Below are 24,606 nucleotides of genomic sequence, written 5' to 3'. Positions count from 1 at the left end.
TCGCGCCGGACGGCATGCCTATAATGGGGCTTCTTTCAATCATCATGCACCGCCTGAGAGGGCTCGATCGTGACAACGTCTTCAACCGGAACTGCCGGCGAAAAGCCGGCGCCTTCCGGCTTCGCCGTATCCGAACGCACCGCGCATCTGCGCGCGGAAACCGCGCTGTTCATGCGTGACCATGTGCTCTCGCTGGTGTCGCACGATCTGCGCGGTCCTTTGAACGCCATTCATAGCTGGGCGTACGTGCTGGAGCGCAAGCTCGACGCGAACGACCCCAACGCGCAGCGCGCCGTCACCGGCATTCGCAATGGCGTGGACCAGCAGGTCAAGCTGCTGGAGACGATCGTCGACGCCACGCGCGCCGAAACCAAATCGCTGGCGCTGGCTTATGCGTCATTCCCGCTGCATCCGTTACTCGATGAAACCGTGGAAGAAGTCCGCTCGGGCTTGGCTCGCACGCGCGGCGTGGGGGTCACGCTCGACTCGCAACTTGCCACCGAACAGCTCAACGGCGACCGCGAGCGCCTCGCGGCCGCGCTATGGCTGATGCTGACCTTCGCGGTCGAAACGAGCCCGGAAGGCACCACGGTCATCCTGTCCACGAAAGCCGACAGGAGCGCATGGCACGCCAGCCTCACGTACGACGCTAACAGCGCCACGTTGGAGGATCCCGCCTTGCCTCATGTGCTCGAAGCGTTTGCCCGCAAGCAGGCGCGCGAGCCGCGCGAAGCGAAACGCATCGCGTGGGTGCTGGCGTTGTGCAAGCGTGTCGCGGAAGCGCACGGCGGCAGTTTCGAGCAAGGCGAAGCAAACGGCGTTGATGCAACCGGCAGCAATGCGGCGACGCTTGCGCTACGCATCCCGCTGAGCGCAACAGCAGCAAAGTGAACGGTTGGACTCAGCCCCTTCGTTTGCGCGATTCAGATTTCACCGAGCTTTCACCCTCTATACTGACAACTTTTGTTGCCGGAGCCTTTCGCTTTGATCCAGGTCGTCGCCCTTATCGGTGCGTTGTTTCTCGTTGCCCTCAACGGTTTCTTTGTTGCCGCTGAATTCGGTCTGGTCAAACTGCGGCAGACGCGCGTGCAAAGCCTCGCCGCCAAACATGGCATGCGCGGACGTCTGCTGGCCAAGGTGCACGGGCGCCTCGACGCCTATCTGTCCGCCTGTCAGCTCGGCATCACGCTGGCGTCACTCGGGCTCGGCTGGATCGGCGAACCCGCGTTCGCGGAGTTGCTCACACCGCTCTTCAGCCTGCTCGGTGTGGAGTCGGAGAAGCTGATCCACGGCATTTCGCTGTTCTTCGCGTTCTCGTGCATTTCGTTCCTGCACATCGTCGTGGGCGAACTCGCGCCGAAGTCGCTGGCGATCCGCGAGGCGGAGAAGGTTTCGCTTTGGGCCGCCACGCCGCTCTACGGCTTTTACTGGGCCATGTATCCGGCGATCTGGGTGCTCAATTCGAGCGCCAACGCCGTGCTCAAACTCGCCGGGCTCGACGCCGACCACGGCCACGACTCGCATTACTCAACCGACGAACTCAAGCTGATCCTGCGCGGCCGCCGCGCCAACGTCGCAACGGAACTGGGTTCGCCGGACGGCGCCTACAGTCAGGACGAGTGGAACACGATCGCGCACTCGCTGGATTTTTCGCGCATGACGGTGTCGGACCTCATGCGTCCGGCCTACGAAATGATCGGCTTGCGCCGCGATCTGCCGTTGCGCGAAAACATGCAGGTGGTGGCGCGGCATCGATTCAGCCGTTATCCGCTGTTCGAAGACGCGTCCGGCGAACGCGTGGCCGGCATGATCCACTTGAAGGACTTGCTGCTGGCCCGCCATGCGGGCAGCACACTTGAGGACCTCTCCAAATACGCGCGGCCTGTGCAATACGTCACGCCGGAAATGCCGGCGCTCGAACTGTTTCGCCGCTTTCGCAAGGGCGCGCCGCACTTCGCGCTGGTCGGCCACAAGCGGGAGAAGCCGATCGGTTTCCTGACGCTCGACAATCTGCTCGGCGCACTGGTCGGCCAGATCCACGACGAGTTCCGTCAAGGCGACGCCGACTGGACGCGCATGGACGACGGCACCTTGATGGGCAAGGGCAGCTTGCCGGTGGTGTCGTTGGAACGCGCGCTGGGGATCGACATCGATGAGGGCAAGGCCGAATCGGTTGGCGGCCTCGTGATTCAGGCGCTCAACGATCTGCCCACCGAAGGGCAGAGAGTCGAGTTCGACCGCTTCGACGTCGTCGTCAAGAAGATGAAAGGGCCGCGTATCGTGCTCGTGCGGGTCTATCCGAAAACCTTCGACGACGAAGGTGGCTAAGCCGCGATAGCGCTGCAACACGCCACAGGTAGAATGGTCGTCCACACCGTTGGGGGCGACATGGGATATCTGTTGGTGCTGTGCGTCGGGTTGCTGGCCGGCACGTTGAGCGGCGTGGTCGGCACCGGCTCGTCGATGATGCTGATGCCCGTTCTCGTCATGCTGTTCGGTCCGCAACAGGCTGTGCCGATCATGGCGATCGCCGCGATCATGGGCAACTTCGGCAAGGTCCTCGCGTGGTGGCGCGAGATCGACTGGCGGGCGTGCGGTGCCTACTGCGTGACCGCCGTGCCGGGCGCGGCGCTAGGTGTGCGAACGCTGCTTGCGTTGCCGCCGCACGCGGTCGAGATTGCGTTGGGGTTGTTCTTCGTCGCGATGGTGCCTACGCGGCGCTGGCTCGCGCGCCGGGATATCAAGTTCTCTTTATTGCAGCTTTCCCTGATCGGCGGCGTGGTGGGTTTTCTCACCGGCATCGTCGTGTCCACGGGGCCGATCACGGTGCCCGTGTTCATGTCTTATGGCCTCGTGAAGGGCGCTTTTCTCGCGACCGAAGCGGCGGGCTCCTTGACCGTCTACGCCGCCAAAGTCGCGGTCTTCAATCATTTCGGCGCGCTGCCTTTGCATGTGGTGATCGATGGCTTGATCACCGGCTCTGCGTTGATGATCGGCTCGTTTGCCGCGCGCTCCATCGTGGTTCGCATGAGCCCCTCGACCTTCAAACTGGTCGTCGACGGCTTGATGTTGTCTTCGGGACTTTCACTGTTGTGGGCAGCGGGGCGCTAAGTTTGACCGATCGGTCTAGCCGACAGACGCCTGAAACACGCGCCGATAATTTCCGCCGAGAATCGCACCCACTTCCTCTGGCGAAAATCCGGCAAGCAGCAGCGCGCTCGCCAGATCGGGCAACTGCTCGTAGCTGCGGAACACCGGCGGCGAAATAAACCCGAGCATGTCCGTCCCGAGGCCGACATGCTCCACGCCGACGACATCCGCCATGCGCTTGACGCCCTCGGCCATCGCGTGCAAATCCTTGAACGTCCCCGAGCTTGGCCAAACGCCGATCACGCCACCCGTGCCGGCGATCACGCGCGCATGGTCCGGCGTGATGAGCCGGCTTCGCGCCCCCGGATGCGTGGCCAACGCGCTATGTGACAGCACGAGCGGTTTGGTCGACGTGTCGGCCGCGCGCTTGACCAGATCGTACGTGCCGTGCGCGACATCGACGACGATTCCCAACGCATTGCAGCGGCGTATCACCTGCACGCCGGTATCGGTCAGGCCGCCGTGCACTGGCGGTTCGGTCTGGATATCGCCGAGTTCGTTCACGCGATAGTGCGTCAGTTGCAAATGCCGCAACTGGTGCTGCGTGTAGGCCTCATCGACCCGATCCACCTGGCCCTCGAGAAAATCCGCGCCTTCGGCTGAGATGATCGCGCATGGCCCGAGCGGGCCGGAAGTCGTTAGCGACGCCGCGTTCGTCACCAGCCGCATCTGCTGACGTTCGATCAACTCGTGGGCTCGCTGGAATTCGGTCTGGCCGAGCGCATACAGTTCGCCGGGCTGCGGATCGCGCCACGCTTCGAAACGCTTGCGGTTGTCGGCGACCCGCGTGACGGTCGTATCGGTGACGATCGCGAGGCAAATGACGTTCATGCCCCCGGCGCGCATCGGCGCAGCGAGCGGGATGAACGGACGATGCGCGCCGATCGAGAGATTGCGCGACACGATCACGCGGCCGCCGTGACTGTGCATGTCGATGGTGAGGGTGCCCGCGGGCGGCTGCCATGCCGGCGCAGGAGCGCTTTCGGTTTGCGCGGCGCCCTCGTGCGCCTCCGTGTAGCCGCCGAAGCGGCCGGGCGCGCAGGCCGTGAGTCCAAGCGCCGCGCCGGACGCCAGAAACGCGCGGCGGCTAAACGTTCGCGGCGGCATTTCGACACGCTCGAGCGGCGTCGCATCGACCAATCGATACCGCCAGCCCGCCGGATCGTCGACCAGGCGCACGAGGCGCCCGCGCAGTGTCAAGGCGTCCGCTTGCGGCGCGATCGGCATAGCCGCATGCACTTCGATCGAGGTCAACGGATTGCGCGGCACGCAGCCGCCGCAGCAGGGTTCGTCAGCGCCCAGTAAGAAATAGTCGACAGAGCCCGCTAGCGGATCGAGTGGAATCATCCAACCCGATAACTCGATGGTCGCGCCGTGCAGTGCGTCGGCGTCGCCGGTGCGGATCGTCGGCCAGTCGATGTTCATCGACGCTTCCCCTCGAGGGTGATTTATTTGCGAGCCGTAGCTGCCCGGCTTTTGTCAGTAGCCAGCGTGCCCACCATGCGCTCGACGAGCTTCAACGCTTCCGTTTTCAGCGCGGCGGGATCATCGGCATCATCGAGCAATTGCGCCGCCTCGCACACCATGCTGCCGATCATGCGTGCGGCGAGATAGGCGCTCGCTTTGGTTTTTGCGTTGCCGGTGTGCGGGCTGGTCAGCGCGCCGATCAGCAGCCCATAGACGTGCGTTTCTTCGATCTCGCGGCAGCGTGCCGGTCCGAGCACCGCGGGAGCCGTTTCGATGACGAGTTGCCGGTAGACGGGTTCGCAGCAGACTTCCAGGAATTCGCGGATACCCGCGCTGACGCGCTTTGCCTTTGGCGCGGCCTCGGCCGCAGCTTTCACTTTCAATGCGGCGGCCGCCTGCAGGGACTCGACAAGGGCGTCGAAGAGCTCGGCTTTATCGGCGAAGTGATGGTAGAACGCGCCGCGCGTCACGCGTGCACTGCGCGCAATCGCTTCGATGCCGACCTGCTGATAACCCTCCGCTGCGAATAGCTCGCCTGCAGCGGCAATGAGCGCCTGACGGGTGGCGTCCGCGTATTCCTCGCGGCGGGATTTTGGGGGCGCGCCTGCGGTTGGCATGGAGTCGATTCGTGTCCCTTGATTTTTCACATTCTAATTGTAGTATACATACGCGGTGTATGTGAAAATCTCTGTGTATGTAATTGCGGCAGTTCATCACGACACGGAGACGCGGGCAACAAACAACGCCGTAGATAAGCAACCCATTCAGGAGCGGACCCAAATGACCTCAGCAGGAAAATACGTTTTGCCCAGTGCGGAGCAGCTATCCAACGCGCAGAAAGTCGTGCAGCGGTTCGCCGCGGAGTGGCAAAACCCCGTCGCCGATAACTTGAGAGTCCTCATGCACGAGGACACGCAAAACCTCATTCCACCCATGACAGAACCCGCCAACCGCGAAGGGGTCGTCGAGCATTTCCGTCAGGTGCTAACGCAGTTGCCGGACTTGAAAGTGGATGTCCTGCAATGGGCTCCCACTGGCGACGCCGTGATGATCGAATGGCGAGCGTCAGCCACCGTGGCGGGCCAGGTGCTTAGCTGGCAGGGCGTCGACCGCTTCAACGTTCGCGGCGACCGCATGTACAAAGGGCAGGTGTATTGGGACACGCGGCGTGTCGCGGAGCAGATGGCCGAAGCCGTCAAACGCGCGCAACAGAGCAGCTCAACGCAATGACGCGTCATTTCGAACAGGCGTAAAAAAGGCGGTCAGAGCACGTGCGCTCCAACCGCCTTCGCCCGGAAGACCTGGAAGATCAACTGCGTGGCACGCCATCCTCCACCAACACCGCGATCGGCATCGCGCCCAACGCATCGCGCAGAAACAGCAGGCCGTTTTCATCGACCTTCGGCGCAGCGGGACTCAGCCAGTCGAACAGCGCTCTCGCGGACAGATCGGCGGGCATCTCCAGCGCCGTGTCCTCCCATTTCGCCGGATCGACCATCGGCAAATCGCTTTCGTCGCCGAGCAAGCCGGCCGCGAGCCGGCTCGCCACCACCACGGCCCACGCATTGCCATGCCGCCGCGCAAACGCGATCACACTCGACGCGTGCTTACCGCGCACGGCGAGCGGCAGATATTCGCTCTGACTCAGCAGCTCCGGCAAATGCGCTCGCAACGCGAGCACGCGCTGCACCACCGCAAGCTTCACGCGTCCATCGCGCCAGTTCGGCAGGAATTCCGACGGTGGCGTCTGCACGAGCCACGCCTCGCGTTTGGCGAAATCGACGGGCCTGCGGTTGTCCGGATCGACCAGACTGAAGTCCCACAACTCGGTACCCTGATAAAGATCGGGAATCCCAGGCGATGCCAGCCGCAGCACGGTCTGCTGCAGGCTATTGAGCGCGCCGGCGCGGCCGATTCGCGCGACGAACGCGGACAACGCCTTCAGGAAGCCGTCGCGCCGCTGCGGTGCGAGGATGTCGAACAGGAAATCGCGACAGGCGGCCTCGTACCCTTCGTCGGGCGCGAGCCAGTTGGTTTGCAGCTTGGCTTCGCGCAGCGCCTTCAGTTGCCATTGCGCGACGCGTTCGGCCAGTTCCTTCACGCCGGCTTCGTCGTCCGGTTGCAGATCCGGCGGCCAGCATCCCACCAGTGTTTGATAGAGCATCGCTTCGGCGGCGGGGCCGGGCGCCCAGTCGTAGCTCGTGTCCTGGCCGACGCTGCTGACCGGCTTGCCGTCTAGCGCACGCCGATGCGGCGCATTCAGCGTGGACCACGCGCGCAACGTCGTGCTCCAATCCTGCGCGATCTCGCTCAACACAGCGAGCCGCGCGCGCACGTCTTCGCCGCGTTTGTGATCGTGCGTGGCCGTCGCAAGCATCGCGTGCGGGAAGCGCTGCGAACGCTCCAGATTTGCCGCGTGAAACGCTTCGACGGACAACGCGAACTCGCCCGGGTCCGAGCCAACTTCGTTGCGCGACAACAGCCGGCCATAGCGATAGCACGCCGTATCTTCGACCGCCTTCGCGGCAACCGGCGCGGTCAACTGTGAAAACAGCGTCTGCGCGGTGCGTCGCGCGGAACCAGCATGGCTTGGCGGCGCGCCGTTCTGGCCTTGCTGCTGCGGCGTACCGCTTCGTCCGGGCGGCGGCTCTTCGGCGCTGCCGCCGAGCCATGCGTTCACGCGATCGAGCGCGACAAGGTCCGCGCGCGAAAGCGAGCGTCGCGCGCCCTCCAAAGCCTGCTCGAAATAGACGTTATCCGCGGCGCTGCGCAGACCGTTCTGCGGATAGATTCGATACACCGGAAAATGCACGACCAGTTCGGTCAACACACGCCGCAGCGTGGTGAAGGTGAAATCGCGTGTGGTCAGCGAATCGCGGGCAATGCGATGCAACGCGCGTGCCGCGCGGTCGAGTTCCGCCGAAAGGTTTTCCGCGAGAATCTTGCGGCGCGCGATTAGCGCTTCGTCTGCAAAACGCGGGCTGCGGCCGGTCAGTTCGGCCCACGTTTGCGCGAGCGGTTCGGCGCCGGCGGGATCGTGCAGCAGCGCGCCGACGTCGCTCATGAAATCGTAACCGGTCGTGCCGTCCACGGGCCAATCGTCGCGCAGCGGTTCGCCGCGTCCGAGAATCTTTTCGACCACCACATACGGCGCGGTATCGCGCAGTTCCGTGAGACGCTGACGCAAACGCTGACAATATTCTCGCGGCTCGGCGAGGCCGTCGACGTGATCGATCCGCAAGCCATCTACCACGCCTTCCTGATAGAGACGGAATGGCAGCGCATGCACGGCCTCGAACACTTCGGGCCGTTCCACACGCACACCGGCGAGCGTCGAGATGTCGAAGAAACGCCGCCAGTTCACTTCATCGGACGCGGTGCGCCACCACGCCAGGCGGAAGTGCTGCCGCTCGATCAGCCGATGCAGGCGGTCACGCGCCACCGGGTCGTCCGGAGCATATGCCTGCAGCGCGATCTCGATTGCCGAGTCACCGTTTTGCGCGACGAACTCGCGCAGCATGTCGCGGCCTTCGGCGGCGCGCGGGTGATCGGTGGGCTGTGTCGTGAGTCCGTGGAAACGCTCGGCGAGCGCGTTGAGATCGGCGCGGTCGGCGCTTTGCAGGATCGACGCGTAATCGGTCGGACACACCGGAAACACGTGCGGGCCGTAGCCGATATAGAAGCGCCCGATGTCGGCCGCGAAATGCAGCGCGATGCGGCCCGCCGCGAGTTCCTCGCCGTACGGCGCGCCGAGCGTCGGCAGCAGCACCTTGCCGCGCAAGGCAGGGTCGGGTGAATGCCAGTCCACGTCGAAATGCCGCGCATAAGCGCTATGACGGCCCCACTCGAGGATATCGAGCCACCACGCGTTGCTCGATCCGCCGACGCCCATGTGGTTGGGCACGGTGTCGATAATCAGCCCCATGTTACGTGCGCGCAGTTTGTCGACGAGGCGCTTCAGGCCCGCCTCGCCGCCGCATTCGGCGCTGACCTGGGTGTAGTCGACGGTGTCGTAGCCGTGCATCGAGCCTGGCTCGGCCGTCGTGATGGGCGACGCGTAGACGTGGCTGATGCCGAGCGCGGCGAAGTATTCGACGTGCTTCGCGGCATCGTCGAAGGTGAAGCCTCGATGGAACTGGAGGCGAAGCGTGGAGCGCGGGACGGTCATGGCGTATCAGGCTCCGAAGAAGCGTTGGCAGAAGGAACCGGGGCGATCGCGGCGCGGCGCGCGCGATCGACCGAGAGCAGACGATCGCAGAAGGTGTCGTCCTCGAACAGTTCGTCGATCGGCACGCTCACGCGGCGCCGCCAGTTCGGATGTTCGTCGATCGAGCCAGGCAGATTCGGCTGCTCGACTTGCGCGAGCAAATCCTCGAGCGGGAACGTCACCAGCGGGCCGGGCGTCGCGGCAACGAAGGCAAGCGCTTCGTCCACGGGTGCGCTGTCGGGCGGCGGTGCAGCGACGTCAGGCGCGGCCACGCCCGCCTGTTGGAACGCTCGCCACAACTCGGCGCGATCTTTCGCGCGCGCTTCCTGGGCCGCTTCCTCAGGATCGCGGCCGTCGGCGCGCGCCATCGTCTGGCCGATCTTGTTGCGCCACGTGATGTCGCTGCCGCGCCACCAGCCGGCGACTGTCGGCAGATCGTGCGTGGTCGTCGTGCCGACTGCGTTGCGGTCCCACGCATAAGGCGGTTTGAATCCTTTGCCGTCGTGCGCGCCCTCGAACCACAGCACGCGAATGCCGGCGATGCCGTGCTCCTCGAGCCGCTCACGAAAACCGGGCGGCACAGTGCCGAGATCCTCGCCGATCACGATCGCGCGATGCCGCCACGATTCGAGCGCGATCAGACGCAGCAGATCTTCGAGCGGGTAGCGCAAATAAGCGCCGTTACGCGCGCTTTCGCCTTCCGGCACAAGCCACAGCCGCCGCAAGCCGAGAATATGATCGATGCGGATGCCGCCGGCATGCGCGAACGCCGCGCGCAGCATGTCGATGAAAGCAGAGAAGCCCTGCGTGCGCATGGCGCGCGGTGAGAACGTGGTGAGTCCCCACGCCTGGCCGGCCTGGTTGAACAGGTCTGGCGGCGCGCCGACCGATACGCCTTGCAGCATGTCGTCGCGATACGACCAAGCATGACTGCCGGCGCTATCGCATCCCACCGCGAGATCGGCGATCAGGCCGACGGCCATGCCGGCATCGCGCGCCGCATGTTGCGCGTGCGACAAACCTTTGGCAGCGAGCCATTGCAGAAACAGATGGAAATCGACCTCGTGCCGATGGGCCTCCGCAAAGGCCTCGACTTCCGGGCTGCGCGGGTCGCGCAACGTTTCTGGCCAATTGCGCCAATGTCCGTCGCCGCCTTCTTGCGCGAGTTGCACCGCCTGTAGCGCTTCAAATCGCGCGTGATCTTCGAGCGCGCGCCCGGCGCGTTCGCAGAAGCCGTGAAATTCCAGCGCGCGCGGCGTGTTCTGCGCGCGTTCGTCAATGCTGAAGTGCTCGTACAGCTTGCGCAAGACTTTCAGCTTCAGCACGACGGCGTTCGGCCAGTCGATCAGCGGCAGGCGTTCGAGTTTCGACCACGCGTCGCCGGCCTGTGCGGCTTCGAGCGCGGCATGGGCCGCATCCGCGCCGAACACGGCGGCGGGATCGATATGCGTAACGTTCAACCACAAACGCGACGACGGCGAATACGGACTGAAGCGCTCCGGCTCCGCGCTGAACATCGCATGAGTCGGGCTGACGGCGAGCGCATGCGCACCACGCGTTGCGCTTTCCACGGCGATTTGCGCGAGCGCCGAATAATCGCCGATGCCGCCGTCGCCTGTACGGCGCAAGCCGTATAACTGCGCGGCCATGCCCCACAACGGCGGCGCGGGCGAGTCCTTGTCCGTGACGTCGTCGTGCAGCGTGCGCCAGGCGTCGGCGACCGTATAGCAGCGCGGCGGCGCCACGGCCAGCGTCACCCGCTGTTCGTGGATCACGAGCGTGTGATAGCCGGCCTCGTCGATCGGCGCGAGCAAGGCTTCCTCGCCTTTGGGCGCCGTGAACCTGCCGTCGATGATCGAGCCGCTTTCGAGTTCGATCCGATAGTGGCTGCCGGATTTGATCGCCGCGATGGGCAAGGCAATGCCGCGCCCGACTTCCGCGGTCATCAGCGGCGGCAGTTTGCGGCCCGACAGTTCTGCTTCCAGCGCGGCGGTGCTTTGCCGGATTTGCGTGGCGTTGCCGCACGGCAAACCCATCCGCTCGAGCAGCACGGCGAGTGTGCTTTCAGGCACATGTTGCGTCGTATGGTGCGCATCCTGCCATTCCACCTCGAAGCCGGCGCGCGAGGCGAGAGTGACGATCGTGTTGGTAGGGCGTCGGGTAATCACGCGTGGCGCTCCTGTTGTCCCGCAATGCGAGCATCGTGGCCGATGGCATAGTCGCAGACGTCGCCGGTCATCCACGCGACGAACGTGTACGGCGGTAATACCTTGACGTCGATCTGTTCGCGCACGCGCGGCGGCGTTTCGAAAATCACTTTGCCGGCGGGAATCTCGGCGCACGCCACGTTCTCTTTCGAGAGATTCAGCGCGACCGACAAGGTCTCGCCGTCGCAGAGTTTCCAGCGCGCGATCAGCGCATTGGCGTCGCCGCCATTCGCCGCGGTCAGCACGGTCACGCCGCACGACTTGCTATGTTGCAGGCGCGGGGTGATCAGTTTTGCGCGCACGGCGAGCGCGGATTTGTAGAAGTGCATCCAGTCGAGGCGGTCTTTCGCTTCATCGGCGTCGTGCTTCGGCGCTTCGTGCGGCACCGGCGGCGAGGATGCCGCGAACGTCTTCACGTCGTTCGGATCGGGAATCTGGGCGCGGCGTTTCTCGTCGGTGAATGAGGAAAAGCGCGCGAATTCGCGGCGCCGTCCTTCGCGGACCGCGTCGGCGAGATCACCGCTGTAGTCCGTGAAAAACAGAAAGGGTTGCGTGGAGCCGTATTCCTCGTCCATGAACAGCAGCGGAATTTGCGGCGACAGCAGGAGCAGGCCGGTGGCGGCGCGCAACGCATCGTCCGAGGTCAGTTTTCGCAGACGCTCGCCGAACGCGCGGTTGCCGATCTGATCGTGGTTCTGCAGGAACATCACGAACGAAGTGGGCGGCAGGTGACCGCTTGCTTCGCCGCGCGGTTTGCCGTCGTGAATCGGCGACGGGTCACCCTGATACGCGAAGCCTTCCGACAGCACGCGCGCAAGACGCTGGATCGGCTGGTCTTCGTACGCGTGGTAGTAGCCTTCCGTTTCGCCGGTCAGCAGCACGTGCAAGGTATTGTGCGCGTCGTCGTTCCATTGCGCGTCGAAATGCGTTTCGAGCAGGCTCGCGCTGTTGTGCTCGTTTTCCAGCACCAGATGCACATGCCGCCCATGCTGCACTTTGGCGCGGATATGGTCGGACAATTCGCGCAGCCACGCATGATTGTCGATGGCGTGCACCGCGTCGAAGCGCAGCCCGTCGAGACGATATTCGTTGATCCAGTAGACGGCGTTATCCGTGAAGAAGTCGCTCACTTCGCTGCGCTCGAAATCGATCGCCGGGCCCCACGGCGTATGCGTGCCTTCGCGGAAAAACGAGCGAGCGTATTCGTGCAGATAGTTGCCGTCCGGGCCGAAGTGGTTATAGACCACGTCGAGAAACACCATCAGGCCGAGACCGTGCGCGGCGTCAATCAGCGCTTTCAGATCTTCCGGGCGGCCGTAGGCGGAATCTGGGGCATACGGCAACACGCCGTCATAGCCCCAATTGTGCTTGCCGGGGAAGTCGTTCAACGGCATCAATTCGATGGCGGTGACGCCGAGCGCGGCGAGTGCGGGCAGCCGCTTCTGCACGCCCGCATAGCCGCCCATTGCGCCGACGTGCAACTCGTACAGCACCGTCTCTTCCCAAGGCCGGCCATGCCAGTTCGTGTGTTCCCAACGGTACGCACGCGGATCGATGACTTCGCTCGGCCCATGCACGTCTTGCGGCTGGAAGCGCGACGCCGGATCGGGCACTGCATGCTCGCCATCCAGCCGGAAGCGGTACAGCGTGCCCGCGCCGCCGTCGACGCTCGCTTCGAACCAGCCGTTACCGGTGGGCGTCATATCGTGCGCGCCTTGAGCAGGGCCGTTTTCGATTTCCACCTGCACGCGTTGGCAGGAAGGCGCCCAGAAGCGAAACCGCGTGCGCGGCTTCGTGCCCGTCGCGCCTAGCAGCTGCGCGCCGAACGGCAAACAGTGCGCGTGATGATGCGCATGAGGATCAATCGGACTTTCGGACATGATTCGTCACCATTCAGTTTTGCTTTCGAGCCGCGTGTTACGTGTCGCTCGCGCCGGCGCTGCTGGATGCACAACGCGCACAACGACGACACGTCATCACGCAGCGTGCATGCTGTCGTGTCGCGGCTCCGCTCCCGCCTACGTGGTCGGCGACGTATCGCTACTGGGCGGATGCGCACCCGGATCGGGCGGAAGTGCAGTCAAAAGCCGCGGTCCATGCTGCGCGCCGGCCTTCCAGCCCGCCTGCCAATCCGCTTCGCCCACCGGCTGCGCAGCCAGCATCACGAGGCTATGCGCGGCCACTTCGACCTCCCCAACCGCCAGGCGGTGCGGCGCGCTCTCCGGCTCGGCAGTGTCTAACAGCACGTGCCATTCCAGGTGCGGGGCGGGCGGCGTAAAACGCAGTGTTTCCTCGTTGGCGTTGAGCATCATCAACAATACTTCTGTTTCGCCGTTTAAGCCTGGACCCGCGCGGCGCAGCGTGAAGGCACGGCCTTCGGGGTCCTGCCAGGCCTCGATGGTGAGCGGGTCGCCGTGTTCGTCGAACCAGCCCACATCGAACAGGCCAGGCAACACCTCACGATCGCCGAACAGAAAGCGCGTTTCGCGCAGTAGCGGATGTTGCTTGCGCAGCGCGATCACACGCGCGACGAAGGCGGTCATCTGCTGGCCGTCCGCCGAATCCGCGCGTTCCCAGTCGAGCCATGAAATTTCGTTGTCCTGGCAGTACGCGTTGTTGTTGCCGTTCTGCGTGCGCAGCGATTCGTCGCCGGCCAGCACCATCGGCGTGCCGAGCGCCATCAGCAGTGTGGCGATCAGCGAGCGCGCCACGCGTTTGCGAGTGGCGAGAATCGCGGGGTCGTCGCTCGGGCCTTCCACACCCCAATTGCGGCTGCAGTTTTCGTTGTGGCCGTCGTTGTTGTCTTCGCGGTTGGCTTCGTTGTGCTTCTGCTCGTAAGCGGTGACGTCGGCTAACGTAAAACCGTCATGCGACGTGACAAAATTGACCGATGCCCACGGTTTCCTCGCTCGCCGGTTGAAGAGATCCGCCGAACCGGTCAACCGCGCGGCAAGATCGGGCCGCAAGCCGGCGTCGCCGCGCCAGAAACGTCGCACGGTGTCGCGGAAACGGTCGTTCCATTCGCTGAAGCCCGGCGGATGATTGCCTAGCTGATAACCGCCAGGACCGATGTCCCACGGCTCGGAAATCAGCTTGCGCTGAGACAGGATCGGGTCCTGGCGTAACGCGTCGAAGAAACCTGAGCCGGGATCGAAGCCGTGCTGTTCGCGGCCGAGCGTGACGCCGAGATCGAAACGGAAGCCGTCGATATTGAACGCCGTCGACCAGTAGCGCAGTGAGTCCATCACCATTTGCAGCACACGCGGATGCGGCAGATTCACGGTGTTGCCGCAGCCGGTGTCATTGATATGGTGACGCTCGTCGCCGGGGATCAGCCGGTAATAGCTGGCGTTGTCGAGGCCACGCCACGACACCGTCGGCCCCATCTCGTTGCCTTCGCAGGTGTGGTTGTAGACCACGTCCAGAATCACTTCGATGCCGGCCGCGTGCAACTGACGGACGGCGATGCGCATTTCGTCGAGCCGGTGCGTGCTGAGATACGACGGTTCCGGCGCGAAAAATGCCGCCGTGTTGTAACCCCAGTAGTTGCGCAGACCGCGCTCCACCAGGAAGCGGTCGTTCAAAAACGCATGCACGGGCAGCAATTCGACCGCAGTCACGCCGAGTTTCAACAGATGCTCGATGAACTCCGGCGAAGCCAGCGCCGCGAACGTGCCGCGTTCGTGCTGACGCAAATCGGCGCGCAACATCGAAGCGCCGCGTACATGCGTCTCGTAGACGATGGTTTCACCCCACGGCACATTTGGGCGCTTGTCGTGCGACCAGTCGAACGCTTCGTCGATCACCACGCACTTCGGCATGGCGGGCGCCGAATCGCGCCGGTCGATGGAAAGGTCCGCGCGATTCGAATGCACGCGATAACCGAACAGCGCATCCGACCAGCGAAATTGTCCGACCAGTTTGCGCGCGTACGGATCGAGCAGCAGCTTGTGCGGGTTGAAGCGATGCCCATACTGCGGCTGATACGGACCATGCGCGCGAAACCCATACGCGGTGCCCGGATGCGCGTTGGGCAGATAACCGTGCCAGACTTCGTCGGTGCATTCGGGCAGCGTGTAGCGGCGGATTTCCTTGCGGCCGGTGGGATCGAACAGGCAAAGCTCGATTTTTTGCGCGTTCGCCGAGAACACTGCAAAGTTGACGCCGAGGCCATCCCAGCTGGCGCCGAGCGGATAGGGCGAACCGGGCAGAAGCCGGTCGGGCATTGCATGCGACATGATTCCCCTTCCTTGTTCTGATTTATGAACGCTATCGTGGGTCTTCATGCAACGAGCGCGCGGCGCGAAGATTTCGCACACCGCGCGCTCGCTTCACAGCATCTCCTTCAATCCGCGCGCAAGACGATCGTCGCAAGCGGCGGCAGCGTCAGTGAAGCGGAATGCGGCCAGCCGTGGCTCGATTGGGCGTCGGTGTGAATCAACCCGCCGTTGCCCATGTTCGAGCCGCCATACACGCCGGCGTCCGTATTGAGCACTTCCGACCAGCGTCCGCCGCGCGGCATGCCGATCCGGTAACCCACCCGCGGCACCGGCGTCATATTGCAGACTACGACCAGTTCGCGGCCGGCGCCATCGGTGCGGCGATAGGCGAACACGCTGTTACCGCTGTCGTCGCCGATCAGCCACTCGAAGCCGCCCGGCTCGCAATCGAGCAGATACAGCGCGGGCTCCTCGCTGTACAGCCGGTTCAGGTCGCGCACGAGCTTTTGCACGCCGTGGTGGTTCGAATCGTCGAGCAGATGCCAGTGCGGCGACGTGTCGTGGTCGAATTCCGCCAGTTGGCCGAATTCGCCGCCCATGAACAGCAGCTTCTTGCCCGGATGCGTCCACATGAAACCGAAGTACGCGCGCAGGTTGGCGAACTTCTGCCACCTGTCGCCGGGCATCTTGCCGAGCAGCGAGCCCTTGCCGTGCACCACTTCGTCGTGCGAGAGCGGCAGCACGAAGCGCTCCGAATACGCGTACACCATGCCGAACGTCAGCATGTGGTGGTGGTATTGGCGGTAGACCGGATCTTCTTCCATGTAGTGCAGCGTGTCGTGCATCCAGCCCATGTTCCACTTGAACTGGAAACCGAGGCCGCCGTCTTCGACACGCGCCGTCACGCCCGGCCAAGCGGTCGATTCCTCGGCGATCGTGATCGCGCCCGGCACCCCCGGAACGTAGCCGACTTCGTGATTCAGGCGCTTCAGGAATGCAATCGATTCCAGGTTCTCGCGGCCGCCGTAAATATTCGGCACCCACTCGTCGGCGGCGCGCGAATAGTCGCGATACAGCATCGAGGCGACCGCGTCCACGCGCAGACCGTCGACGTGATAACGCTTCAGCCACGCCAGCCCCGAGGCGACCAGGAACGCACTCACCTCGTTGCGGCCGAGGTTGTAGATCATCGTGTTCCAGTCCTGGTGATAGCCTTCGCGCGGGTCGGCGTGCTCATAGAGCGGCGTGCCGTCGAAGTCGATCAGGCCATGCGCGTCGTTCGGAAAGTGCGCGGGCACCCAGTCGAGAATCACGCCGAGTCCGGCTTCGTGCGCCTTGTCGACGAATCTTGCGAACTGTTCGGGCTTGCCGAAGCGTGCCGACGGCGCGAACTGCCCGAGCGGCTGATAACCCCACGATCCGCCGAACGGATGCTCCGCAATCGGCATGAACTCCACATGCGTGAAGCCCATGCTTTTCACGTACGGAATCATGCGTTCCGCGAGCTCATCCCAGTCGAGTCCGCGTTGACCTTGTTCCGCGACACGCAGCCAGGATTCGGCATGCGCTTCGTAGATCGAGATCGGCGAGCGCGGAGTCTGCTTGCTTGCGCGCGACTGGATCCACTCGTGATCGGTCCACGGAAACTGCTCGATCTCATCGACGTGCGCCACGATCGACGCGGTGCCCGGCGGCTTCTCCGTTTGCATTGCGCACGGATCGGCTTTCAAGGGCAGCGGATGACCATCGCGCGACAGCAACTCGTATTTGTAGCGCGTGCCCGGACCGACGCGCGGCACGAACAATTCCCACACACCGGCCTGATGCCGCAGCCGCATCGGATGACGGCGGCCGTCCCACGCGTTGAAGTCGCCCACCACTGAGACTCGTCGCGCGTTCGGCGCCCATACGGCGAAGCGCACGCCCGGCACGCCGTGGAATTCCATCGGGTGAGCGCCGAGGCATTCGAGCACCGCGTACGGATCGCCGCCGGCGAGCCGGCCGAGCGGCTCGTCGCCGAGAACCGGACCGAACGAATACGTGTCCTCGATTTCCTGCACCACGCCATGCCAGTCGATCCGCAAACGGTACGGCGCCGCGGCCGTGACGCGGCCGGCAAACAACCCCGGCCGCAACTGTTCGAGCTCGCCGAGCAACGCACCGTCGGCGCGCGCAATCACGCTGACGTGCGCGGCGTTCGGCAGCAGCGCGCGCACCACCGACCCCGCGTCCGTCTGATGCAGCCCGAGCTGCGAGAAAGGATCGGGGTGGCGCGCTTCGACGAGCGCGTCGATATCGAGCGGTTGGAGGCCTGCGGCCGGATCATGCTCACTCATAGTCGCCCTCGGCCGGATTAGGCGGTGTGGCGGCGCCTGGCGCCTGGGTTGAGGAATCGTGGGCTTGCGCGCCGGTGTCGCCGAGCAAACGGCTGGTGAGCGCGGCGAGGCCGCGTACCGGCAAGCTGAGCCACGTCGGGCGGTTGGCCGCTTCGTAACGGATTTCGTAGGCGGCCTTTTCGATCAGGAACAGATCGAGCAAGGCCTGTTCGGCTTCAGGCGCGACGAGCGGCGTCGACGCTTCCGCGGCAGCCGCGCGGTATTCGCTGAGGAACGTTTCGGTGGCATGCGCGCGGAAACGATCGAACAACGTGCGCTTGCGGTCGGCGGTCTGTTGCGGCGCGGCCTCCGTGGTGGACTGCGCTGCCGCGCTTGCGTACGACAGCGAGCGCATCAGGCCGGCCACATCACGCAGCGGGCTCGACTTCTGACGACGTTCTTCGAGCGTCCGTGCCGGCTCGCCTTCAAAGTCGATCAGATACGCGTCGCCCTGCGCGACCAGCACCTGGCCGAGATGGAAGTCGCCGTGAATGCGAATGCGCAGCGCGCCCGCGTCGGCGGAAACCAGCTTGTCGACGGCGGCCACCAGTGCCTTGCGACGGTCGATCAGGCTTTGCGCCAGCGCCTTGGTTTCCGGGTCGCTCATCTGCTCGATGCGTGGCGCGAGCAGATCGAGCGCGCTGGCTAGCATTGCCTGCGTGCCGTCCACCCATGCCTTCACCTGTTCCGCGCTGGCGGATTCCGGCGCGAACGCCGGGTCGTCCGTCGGCGAGGCGAGCGCCACGTGCAGTTCGCCCAACCGTCTGCCGATGATGCCGGCCAACGTGCTGTAGCCTTCCACCAGAATCACCTCGTTGGTGCGGTCCGGCGCCGACTGCGCTTCGGTATCGACGGCGATGGCGAGTTCGTCCACCGAGCGGCGCAGATAGTCGAGCGACCAGTTCCACGCGTCGCCCTGATTCTCGATATAGCCTTGCAGGATGCAGAGCGTGTGCGGCACGCCTTCGGGATCGACGCGCACCACTTCGCCGTATAGCGGCGCGGTGTTCGCGTAACCCAATTGCGTCAGGTAGCGGCTGATCTCCGCTTCCGGATGGACGCCGCTCACGAGGCGGCGCACCAGCTTCAGCACGACGGTGTCGGCGATGATCAGCGAGCTGTTGCTCTGCTCGGCCGCGAGCCAGCGGATCTCCGGCCGTTCGCCGAGCCCTTCGAGTTCGGCGAAACGCTCGCTCGGCAGAAACTTGATTTCGCTCTTCTGCACGGTCGGCACCACGGCGCGTTCGCGCAATTTGCGCATCACGCCATGCGCGAAGATCGGCAACGCAAAGGCATCCGTCAGATGTCCCACGTTGCGGCCGCGCCGCACGCGCGCAAAAGCCAGTTGCTTGAACAACGGGAAAGTCGTTTCGCCGCCCCACGTGATGGCGATCGGCACCACGTAGCGTTCGGTGTGACCGCCCACGTCCGCTTCGATTTCGGTGAAGGCGAAGCCGCCGTGCGGAATCGTGGTCAATGCCGCGAGCCGCACCGCATTGAGCTTCTGATCCTTCGACGCAAACCAGCGGCGCCGGCTCAGCCACGAAGGCAGCACTTCCGATTCGAGCAGGCGTACGTTCTCCGGCGTCGGACCGACCTGGCCTTCGCGGATCACGATCGTGACGAATTCCGGCAGCGATTCCGAATGGGCCTGTGCCCAAGTCGGACGCTGGGCGCCCGGGCACAGCATGAACCACAGGAAGCCGTACGGCGGAAACGTCAGCAGATAAGTCAGTTGGCCGATGGCCGGGAACACGGAATCGGCGGTCATTTCGATCGGCACCGAACCATTGAACTCGGACAGATCGAGCTCCACCGCTTGCGGCGCGCGCGACAGATTCGCCACGCACAGGATCGGCGGCTCGCCTGGCATCTCGCGCAGATACGCGAGAATCTTGCGGTTTTCCGGTTTCAGGAAACGGATCGTGCCGCGTCCAAAAGTTTGCTTCGCGCGGCGCGTGGCAAGCATGCGGCGGGTCCAGTTCAGCAGCGAATGCGGGTCACGGCTTTGCGCTTCCACATTCACCGCGTCGAAACCATACAGCGAACCCATGACCGGCGGCAGCACCAGTTGTTCAGGATCGGCGCGCGAGAATCCGCCGTTGCGATCCGACGACCACTGCATCGGCGTGCGCACGCCATCGCGGTCGCCCAGGTGGATGTTGTCGCCCATGCCGAGTTCGTCGCCGTAATAGATCACGGGCGTGCCGGGCATGGAGAGCAGCAGCGAATTGATCAGTTCGATGCGGCGGCGGTCGCGCTCCATCAGCGGCGCGAGGCGGCGGCGAATGCCGAGGTTCAGCCGCGCGCGGCGGTCGCTCGCGTAGGTGTTCCACAGATAGTCGCGCTCGGAATCCGTGACCATCTCCAGCGTCAACTCGTCGTGATTGCGCAGAAAAATCGCCCACTGATTCGTTTCGGCGAGGTCCGGCGTTTGCCGCATGATGTCGGTGATCGGGAAGCGGTCCTCGCTCGCTATCGACATGTAGATGCGCGGCATCAGCGGAAAGTGGAAGGCCATGTGGCATTCGTCTTCATCGCCGAAATATTCCTTCACGTCTTCCGGCCACTGGTTGGCTTCGGCGAGCAGCATTCGGTTCGGATACTCGGCGTCGATGGTGGCGCGAATCTTCTTGAGCACCGCGTGCGTTTCCGGCAGGTTCTCGTTGTTCGTGCCTTCACGTTCCACGAGATACGGCACCGCGTCAAGCCGTAGCCCGTCGATGCCCATGTCGAGCCAGAAGCGCATGACCTGCAGCACTTCCTTCAACACGGCCGGATTGTCGAAATTCAGATCGGGCTGATGCGAGTAGAAGCGGTGCCAGTAATACGCGCCCGCCACGGGGTCGTGCGTCCAGTTGGACGGCTCCGAGTCGATGAAGATGATGCGCGTTTCCTGGTACTTCTGATCGGTGTTGGACCACACGTAATAGTTGCGGTGGTTCGAGCCCGGCTTCGCGCGGCGCGCGCGCTGAAACCACGGGTGCTGATCCGACGTGTGGTTGATCACCAACTCGGTAATCACGCGAATGCCGCGTGCGTGCGCTTCCTGAATGAAGCGCTTCACGTCGGCGATCTGACCGTAGTCGGGGTGCACGTTGCGGTAATCGGCGATGTCGTAGCCGTCGTCGCGCCGCGGCGAGGGGTAGAACGGCAGCAGCCAGATCGCGTTCACACCGAGCTCGGCAATGTAGTCGAGCTTCGCGATCAGGCCGGGAAAGTCGCCGACACCGTCGTTGTTCGCATCGAAGAACGACTTGATGTGCACCTGATAGATGATCGCGTCTTTGTACCAGAGCGGATCGTCGCTCAAGGCCGCGGGTTTGCCACGCCGGTTGGTGCGCGGCTTGGCCGTGTTGCCAGGGGCATTGCCCACCGGTGACTGTGTCGTGCTTTGAGCCGGGTCGTCACGCTTCATGTCGCACCTTCCGTTGAGGTTGGGTTGCCAGCGTCTGCGTGATAGTCGCTGTCGGCTTCATCGGGCCGTTCGGCGGGCAGGCCGCCGAGCGGCGCGATGCGCCAGATCGAGAACGGCTGGCCCGACCCGAGCTGGACGTGCTGCCAGCGGCCGTGCCATTCGAAGCGGGCGCCGGTCATCTGGTCGGTGACTTCCAGCGGGCCATGATCGTGCAGATTCCATTTCTGGAAAGTCTCCCACGACAATTCGATATCCGCGCCCTGTTCGTTGAACGGGTCGAGATTGATCGCGACGAGGATCACGTTGTCGCGCGATTCGGTCGCTTTCTCGAAGAATAGGATGTGATCGTTGTGCGCGGGCAGGAACGTCAGGCCGAGATGCGTTTGCAGCGCCGGGTTCGCACGGCGAATCCGGTTCAGCGCCGCGATTTCGGGGACGATGTTGCCGGGCCGGTTCCAGTCCCACGCGCGCAACTGGTACTTCTCGGAGTCGAGATACTCCTCGCTGTTCGGCAGCGCGGCGGCCTCGCATAGCTCGAAACCACTATACACGCCCCACAAACCGGCCAGCGTCGAGGCGAGTGCGGCGCGAATCAGAAAGCCCGTGCGTCCTTGCGATTGCAGATGCCGCGGGTTGATATCCGGCGTATTGACGAAGAAGTTAGGCCGGTACGAATCACGCGCGCCGGTCTGCGTGAGCTCGGTCATGTACTCGATGAAATCGCGCTTCGATTCCCGCCACGTGAAGTACGTGTACGACTGCGAGAAGCCGATCTTGCCGAGCCGGTTCATCATGCGCGGCCGCGTGAAGGCTTCGGCGAGGAAGATCGTGTCGGGATAGCGCGCCCGCACATCGGCGATCACCCATTCCCAGAACGGCAGCGGCTTGGTGTGCGGATTGTCGATGCGGAAAATATGCACGCCCGCTTCGATCCAGAACAGGAAGACGTCGCGCAGCGCGAGCCATAAATCGGGCTTGGCGTCGTGCGCATAGAAGTCGGGATTGACGATGTCCTGATACTTCTTCGGGGGATTCTCCGCGTAGCGCAGCGTGCCGTCGGGGCGCCACGCGAACCACGTCGGATGTTCCTTGAGCCACGGGTGATCCGGCGAGCATTGCACCGCGAAGTCGAGCGCGATTTCGAGGCCGTGCGCATGCGCGGCGGCGAGCATCGCCTTGAAGTCGTCGAGCGTGCCCAGTTGCGGATGCACGGCCGTGTGACCGCCTTCGACCCCGCCGATCGCATACGGGCTGCCGACGTCGCCCGGCTGCGCGTTCAGCGTGTTGTTGCGCCCTTTGCGATTCGCCACACCGATGGGGTGAATCGGCGGGAAATACAGCACGTCGAAACCCATGTCGCGGATGCGTGGCAGTTTCGTCGTGACATCGGCGAAGGTGCCGTGGCGCGATTCGTCATCGCTCATCGAACGCGGGAAGATTTCGTACCAGCTGGCGAAGCGCGCGGCCGTGCGGTCCGCATCGATCTTGTAGATCACCGGATCGCGGCTCAGGAACGGCCGGTGACGCGCGGCGATCATCGCCTTCGCCGTGGTCGGCGCGAGCAGGAGCGCGAGCTTCGTTTCCGCGTCGGCCTTCGTGAAGACCTTGACGATGTGTTCGAGCGGTTCGGTGACCGCGCCTTCCGAGGTTTCCACTTCAGCGAGCACCAGCGCGAACAGATGCGACGCTTCGTCGAGTTCGAGTTCGACGGTTTGTCCCGCCTTCAGTTTCTTCTGGATATGCTCCACCAGCGAGGCGAAGTCGTCGCGCCACGCGATCACCGTGAACTCGTAACGGCCCATGCGTTCGAGCGGAATCCGCGCTTTCCAGATATCGAGGCCGGCGGGTTGGGCCGGTTCCATCAACACTTCGTGCCAGGCGGTTTCGTCGGCGGCGCGCCAGATTACGGCGGCGGCGATCTTGTCATGACCTTCAGCGAAGATCGCGGCGGTGATTTCGGCGCGTTCGCCCACGCTGCGCTTGGCCGCGAAGCGGCCGTTATCGACCGAAGGCGTCACGCTCTCGATCGCCACGCGTGGCGCGCTCAGCGCCTCGATCACGGTCTTGCGGCCGCTGCGCTTGCTATTCGCTTTGTCGATGGGTGGCGCGAGGCGGATCGGCTTCTCGGTGACCGCGCGGAACAGGCGGACCGCGCCGGGTGTGAGTGTGAACGGCGTGAGCGTGGCAGGCAAAGCGTTGCCGGACGCGTCGAGCGGCACGAAGCGCGTGAAGTTGCCCGGCACGCCCGCGAGGAAGCGCGCGGGATCGACGCGTAGCGGCGCGCCGAGGTCGGGATTGATCGCGATCAGGATCGCTTCGTCGGCATCGCGCAGGTCGGGCTGGTCGGCGCGCAGCAATACCGCCGCGGGCGCGCCGGGCCCGCTGAGCGGGCGCAATTCACCGTTGGCGTGCAGCGTCTTTGAATTGCGCGCCACCTGGTTCACGTGCGTGATGCGTTCTGAGAGATCGAATCGCTTCGCCTGGACCGCGAGGGCGAATTGCGAAGCATCGCCGCGCGTTTGCGACATCGGCTCGGTGATGCCGTATTCGAAACCCATCGGCATCATCCAGCCCGTGCCAATGGCAGCCGACGTGAACAGCGCGCGCCGGTATGCCCGCTCGACGATGGCGGCGTCGTGCGCATCGCTCAACTCGGCGGCGAGGCGGGTGCCGTAAGGCGCTTCGGGAAAGGCAATTGGTGCGGCGATGCGCGCGAGCGCGGCATGTTCCTCGACCATCCAGCTTGCGCGGAAGTCCCACCAGCGCACCGACGAGAACACGCTGTCGAAGCCGGCGCCTTGCAGGGCGAGCAGATCGCCGCGAGCGAGGCCGGGCGTGGCTGCGAGAAAACGCACCTCGGGATGCCTCGCGCGGACCGCGTCGCCCAATTGCCGCCAGACGGCGGCCGGCACGCGATGCGGCGAGTCGAACCGGAAGCCGCCCACGCCGGCCTCGGCGAGCGCCAGCAACTGCTGCGTCCACCAGCCGACCAACGCGGCGCTGCTGCCGGCGTCGTTGAAGTTCGCATACGCGACGTTGTCCTCGCGATGCACATGGCGCGGGTCGAGCCGCGCCTCTTCAGACTCGAATGGAAGGAACCAGTCGGCATGTTCGGCGTACAGCGCGCCATCGGCGGCCATCCGGTCGATCACCAGATCGACCAGCAAAGTCAGGCCGTTCTGCCCGGCGGCGTTCGCGAGCGTGCGTATCGCCTCGGTAGCGGGCTGCTGGGACTCGAAGACCGGATGCAGGCGGGCGTGGTTGCCGACCACCTGCCCGTGGCCAGCCTGTCCAGGCTCGAAGAGGCTGCCGATCAGCGCGTGATCGAAGCCCAGCGCGGCTGCATGCGCGAACTGCGCAGGCCATGCATCGAGCGGCCCAACCAGAAGTGAATGAAAAAAGTAAATCCGCGGCGCGTACCCGTTTCGAGGTTCCATCGATGGTTTCCAGATTCGTCCTGCTGCGGTGTGGATGCAATTGGCATGCGATCACAGCGCTCATTGGGCTTCCAGAGCCGGATACCGCGCGATGCATCAAGCGAAGGCGCGTACTGGTCAATGTA

The 24,606-nt window shown here is 64.3% G+C and carries 13 protein-coding genes; 4 read left to right on the top strand and 9 right to left on the bottom strand.

All coding sequences use genetic code 11. The features are described 5' to 3' along the window. The first annotated feature begins 69 nt into the window (after positions 1–69). From PQR32_RS35590 to PQR32_RS35580, 3 genes are all read left to right on the top strand, one after another. Positions 70–891: a sensor histidine kinase gene (locus PQR32_RS35590; RefSeq protein ID WP_408238598.1), complete on the top strand. Its 822-nt coding sequence runs from the start codon at positions 70–72 to the stop codon at positions 889–891. Positions 892–984: 93 nt separating this feature from the next. Then, positions 985–2,328, top strand: a complete 1,344-nt coding sequence (locus PQR32_RS35585) for a hemolysin family protein (RefSeq protein WP_408238595.1) — start codon at positions 985–987, stop codon at positions 2,326–2,328. A gap of 60 nt (positions 2,329–2,388) precedes the next feature. Further along, a complete protein-coding gene (locus tag PQR32_RS35580; RefSeq protein ID WP_408238592.1) occupies positions 2,389–3,111 on the top strand; it encodes a sulfite exporter TauE/SafE family protein in 723 nt (240 codons plus the stop codon). Between the two features lie 15 nt (positions 3,112–3,126). On the opposite strand, the gene PQR32_RS35575 is transcribed toward PQR32_RS35580, so the two are convergent. Both PQR32_RS35575 and PQR32_RS35570 read right to left on the bottom strand, forming a co-directional pair. After that, a complete protein-coding gene (locus PQR32_RS35575; RefSeq protein WP_408238589.1) occupies positions 3,127–4,575 on the bottom strand; it encodes a dipeptidase in 1,449 nt (482 codons plus the stop codon). Positions 4,576–4,598: 23 nt separating this feature from the next. Continuing rightward, the gene (locus PQR32_RS35570) at positions 4,599–5,234 is read right to left on the bottom strand and encodes a TetR/AcrR family transcriptional regulator (protein ID WP_408238586.1); all 636 of its coding nucleotides are present in this window, start codon (positions 5,232–5,234) and stop codon (positions 4,599–4,601) included. Positions 5,235–5,397: 163 nt separating this feature from the next. Between PQR32_RS35570 and PQR32_RS35565 the strand changes: the two genes are divergently transcribed. After that, complete coding sequence (locus PQR32_RS35565; RefSeq protein ID WP_408238583.1) at positions 5,398–5,847, top strand: nuclear transport factor 2 family protein; 450 nt, start codon at positions 5,398–5,400, stop codon at positions 5,845–5,847. A 79-nt stretch (positions 5,848–5,926) separates the two neighbouring features. On the opposite strand, the gene treY is transcribed toward PQR32_RS35565, so the two are convergent. From treY to PQR32_RS35530, 7 genes are all read right to left on the bottom strand, one after another. Then, positions 5,927–8,785 carry a malto-oligosyltrehalose synthase gene (gene treY, locus PQR32_RS35560; RefSeq protein WP_408238580.1) on the bottom strand — a complete coding sequence of 953 codons (2,859 nt, stop codon included), beginning with the start codon at positions 8,783–8,785 and terminating at the stop codon, positions 5,927–5,929. After that, positions 8,782–10,992 carry a 4-alpha-glucanotransferase gene (gene malQ / locus PQR32_RS35555; protein ID WP_408238577.1) on the bottom strand — a complete coding sequence of 737 codons (2,211 nt, stop codon included), beginning with the start codon at positions 10,990–10,992 and terminating at the stop codon, positions 8,782–8,784. The genes treY and malQ overlap by 4 nt, the downstream gene beginning before the upstream one ends. Beyond that, on the bottom strand, positions 10,989–12,911 hold the full coding sequence (gene treZ / locus PQR32_RS35550; RefSeq protein WP_408238574.1) for a malto-oligosyltrehalose trehalohydrolase: 1,923 nt from the start codon (positions 12,909–12,911) through the stop codon (positions 10,989–10,991). The genes malQ and treZ overlap by 4 nt, the downstream gene beginning before the upstream one ends. Before the next feature lie 138 nt (positions 12,912–13,049). Continuing rightward, positions 13,050–15,269 (bottom strand): glycogen debranching protein GlgX, encoded by a 2,220-nt coding sequence (gene glgX, locus PQR32_RS35545; protein ID WP_408238571.1) that lies wholly within the window; start codon positions 15,267–15,269, stop codon positions 13,050–13,052. 107 nt (positions 15,270–15,376) lie between these two features. After that, positions 15,377–17,587, bottom strand: a complete 2,211-nt coding sequence (gene glgB / locus PQR32_RS35540; protein ID WP_408238568.1) for a 1,4-alpha-glucan branching protein GlgB — start codon at positions 17,585–17,587, stop codon at positions 15,377–15,379. Further along, positions 17,580–21,044, bottom strand: a complete 3,465-nt coding sequence (gene treS / locus PQR32_RS35535; protein WP_408238565.1) for a maltose alpha-D-glucosyltransferase — start codon at positions 21,042–21,044, stop codon at positions 17,580–17,582. Before treS ends, glgB begins: the two co-directional genes overlap by 8 nt. Further along, positions 21,041–24,481: a maltotransferase domain-containing protein gene (locus PQR32_RS35530; RefSeq protein ID WP_408238562.1), complete on the bottom strand. Its 3,441-nt coding sequence runs from the start codon at positions 24,479–24,481 to the stop codon at positions 21,041–21,043. The genes treS and PQR32_RS35530 overlap by 4 nt, the downstream gene beginning before the upstream one ends. Positions 24,482–24,606: the final 125 nt, after the last annotated feature.

The organism is Paraburkholderia dipogonis (assembly GCF_046027395.1).
GTDB classification, from domain to species: domain Bacteria; phylum Pseudomonadota; class Gammaproteobacteria; order Burkholderiales; family Burkholderiaceae; genus Paraburkholderia; species Paraburkholderia dipogonis_A.
The sequence above is the reverse complement of the archived record's forward strand: the minus strand, read 5'-3'. Positions and strand labels throughout refer to the sequence as shown.

What these genes read in the sequence shown, in the direction of transcription:
- PQR32_RS35580 (WP_408238592.1), top strand. Translation starts at nt 2,389, where the DNA reads ATGGGATATCTGTTGGTGCTGTGCGTCGGGTTGCTGGCCGGCACGTTG.
- PQR32_RS35575 (WP_408238589.1), bottom strand. Translation starts at nt 4,575, where the DNA reads ATGAACATCGACTGGCCGACGATCCGCACCGGCGACGCCGACGCACTG.
- PQR32_RS35570 (WP_408238586.1), bottom strand. Translation starts at nt 5,234, where the DNA reads ATGCCAACCGCAGGCGCGCCCCCAAAATCCCGCCGCGAGGAATACGCG.
- PQR32_RS35565 (WP_408238583.1), top strand. Translation starts at nt 5,398, where the DNA reads ATGACCTCAGCAGGAAAATACGTTTTGCCCAGTGCGGAGCAGCTATCC.
- treY (WP_408238580.1), bottom strand. Translation starts at nt 8,785, where the DNA reads ATGACCGTCCCGCGCTCCACGCTTCGCCTCCAGTTCCATCGAGGCTTC.
- treZ (WP_408238574.1), bottom strand. Translation starts at nt 12,911, where the DNA reads ATGTCCGAAAGTCCGATTGATCCTCATGCGCATCATCACGCGCACTGT.
- glgX (WP_408238571.1), bottom strand. Translation starts at nt 15,269, where the DNA reads ATGTCGCATGCAATGCCCGACCGGCTTCTGCCCGGTTCGCCCTATCCG.
- glgB (WP_408238568.1), bottom strand. Translation starts at nt 17,587, where the DNA reads ATGAGTGAGCATGATCCGGCCGCAGGCCTCCAACCGCTCGATATCGAC.
- treS (WP_408238565.1), bottom strand. Translation starts at nt 21,044, where the DNA reads ATGAAGCGTGACGACCCGGCTCAAAGCACGACACAGTCACCGGTGGGC.
- PQR32_RS35530 (WP_408238562.1), bottom strand. Translation starts at nt 24,481, where the DNA reads ATGGAACCTCGAAACGGGTACGCGCCGCGGATTTACTTTTTTCATTCA.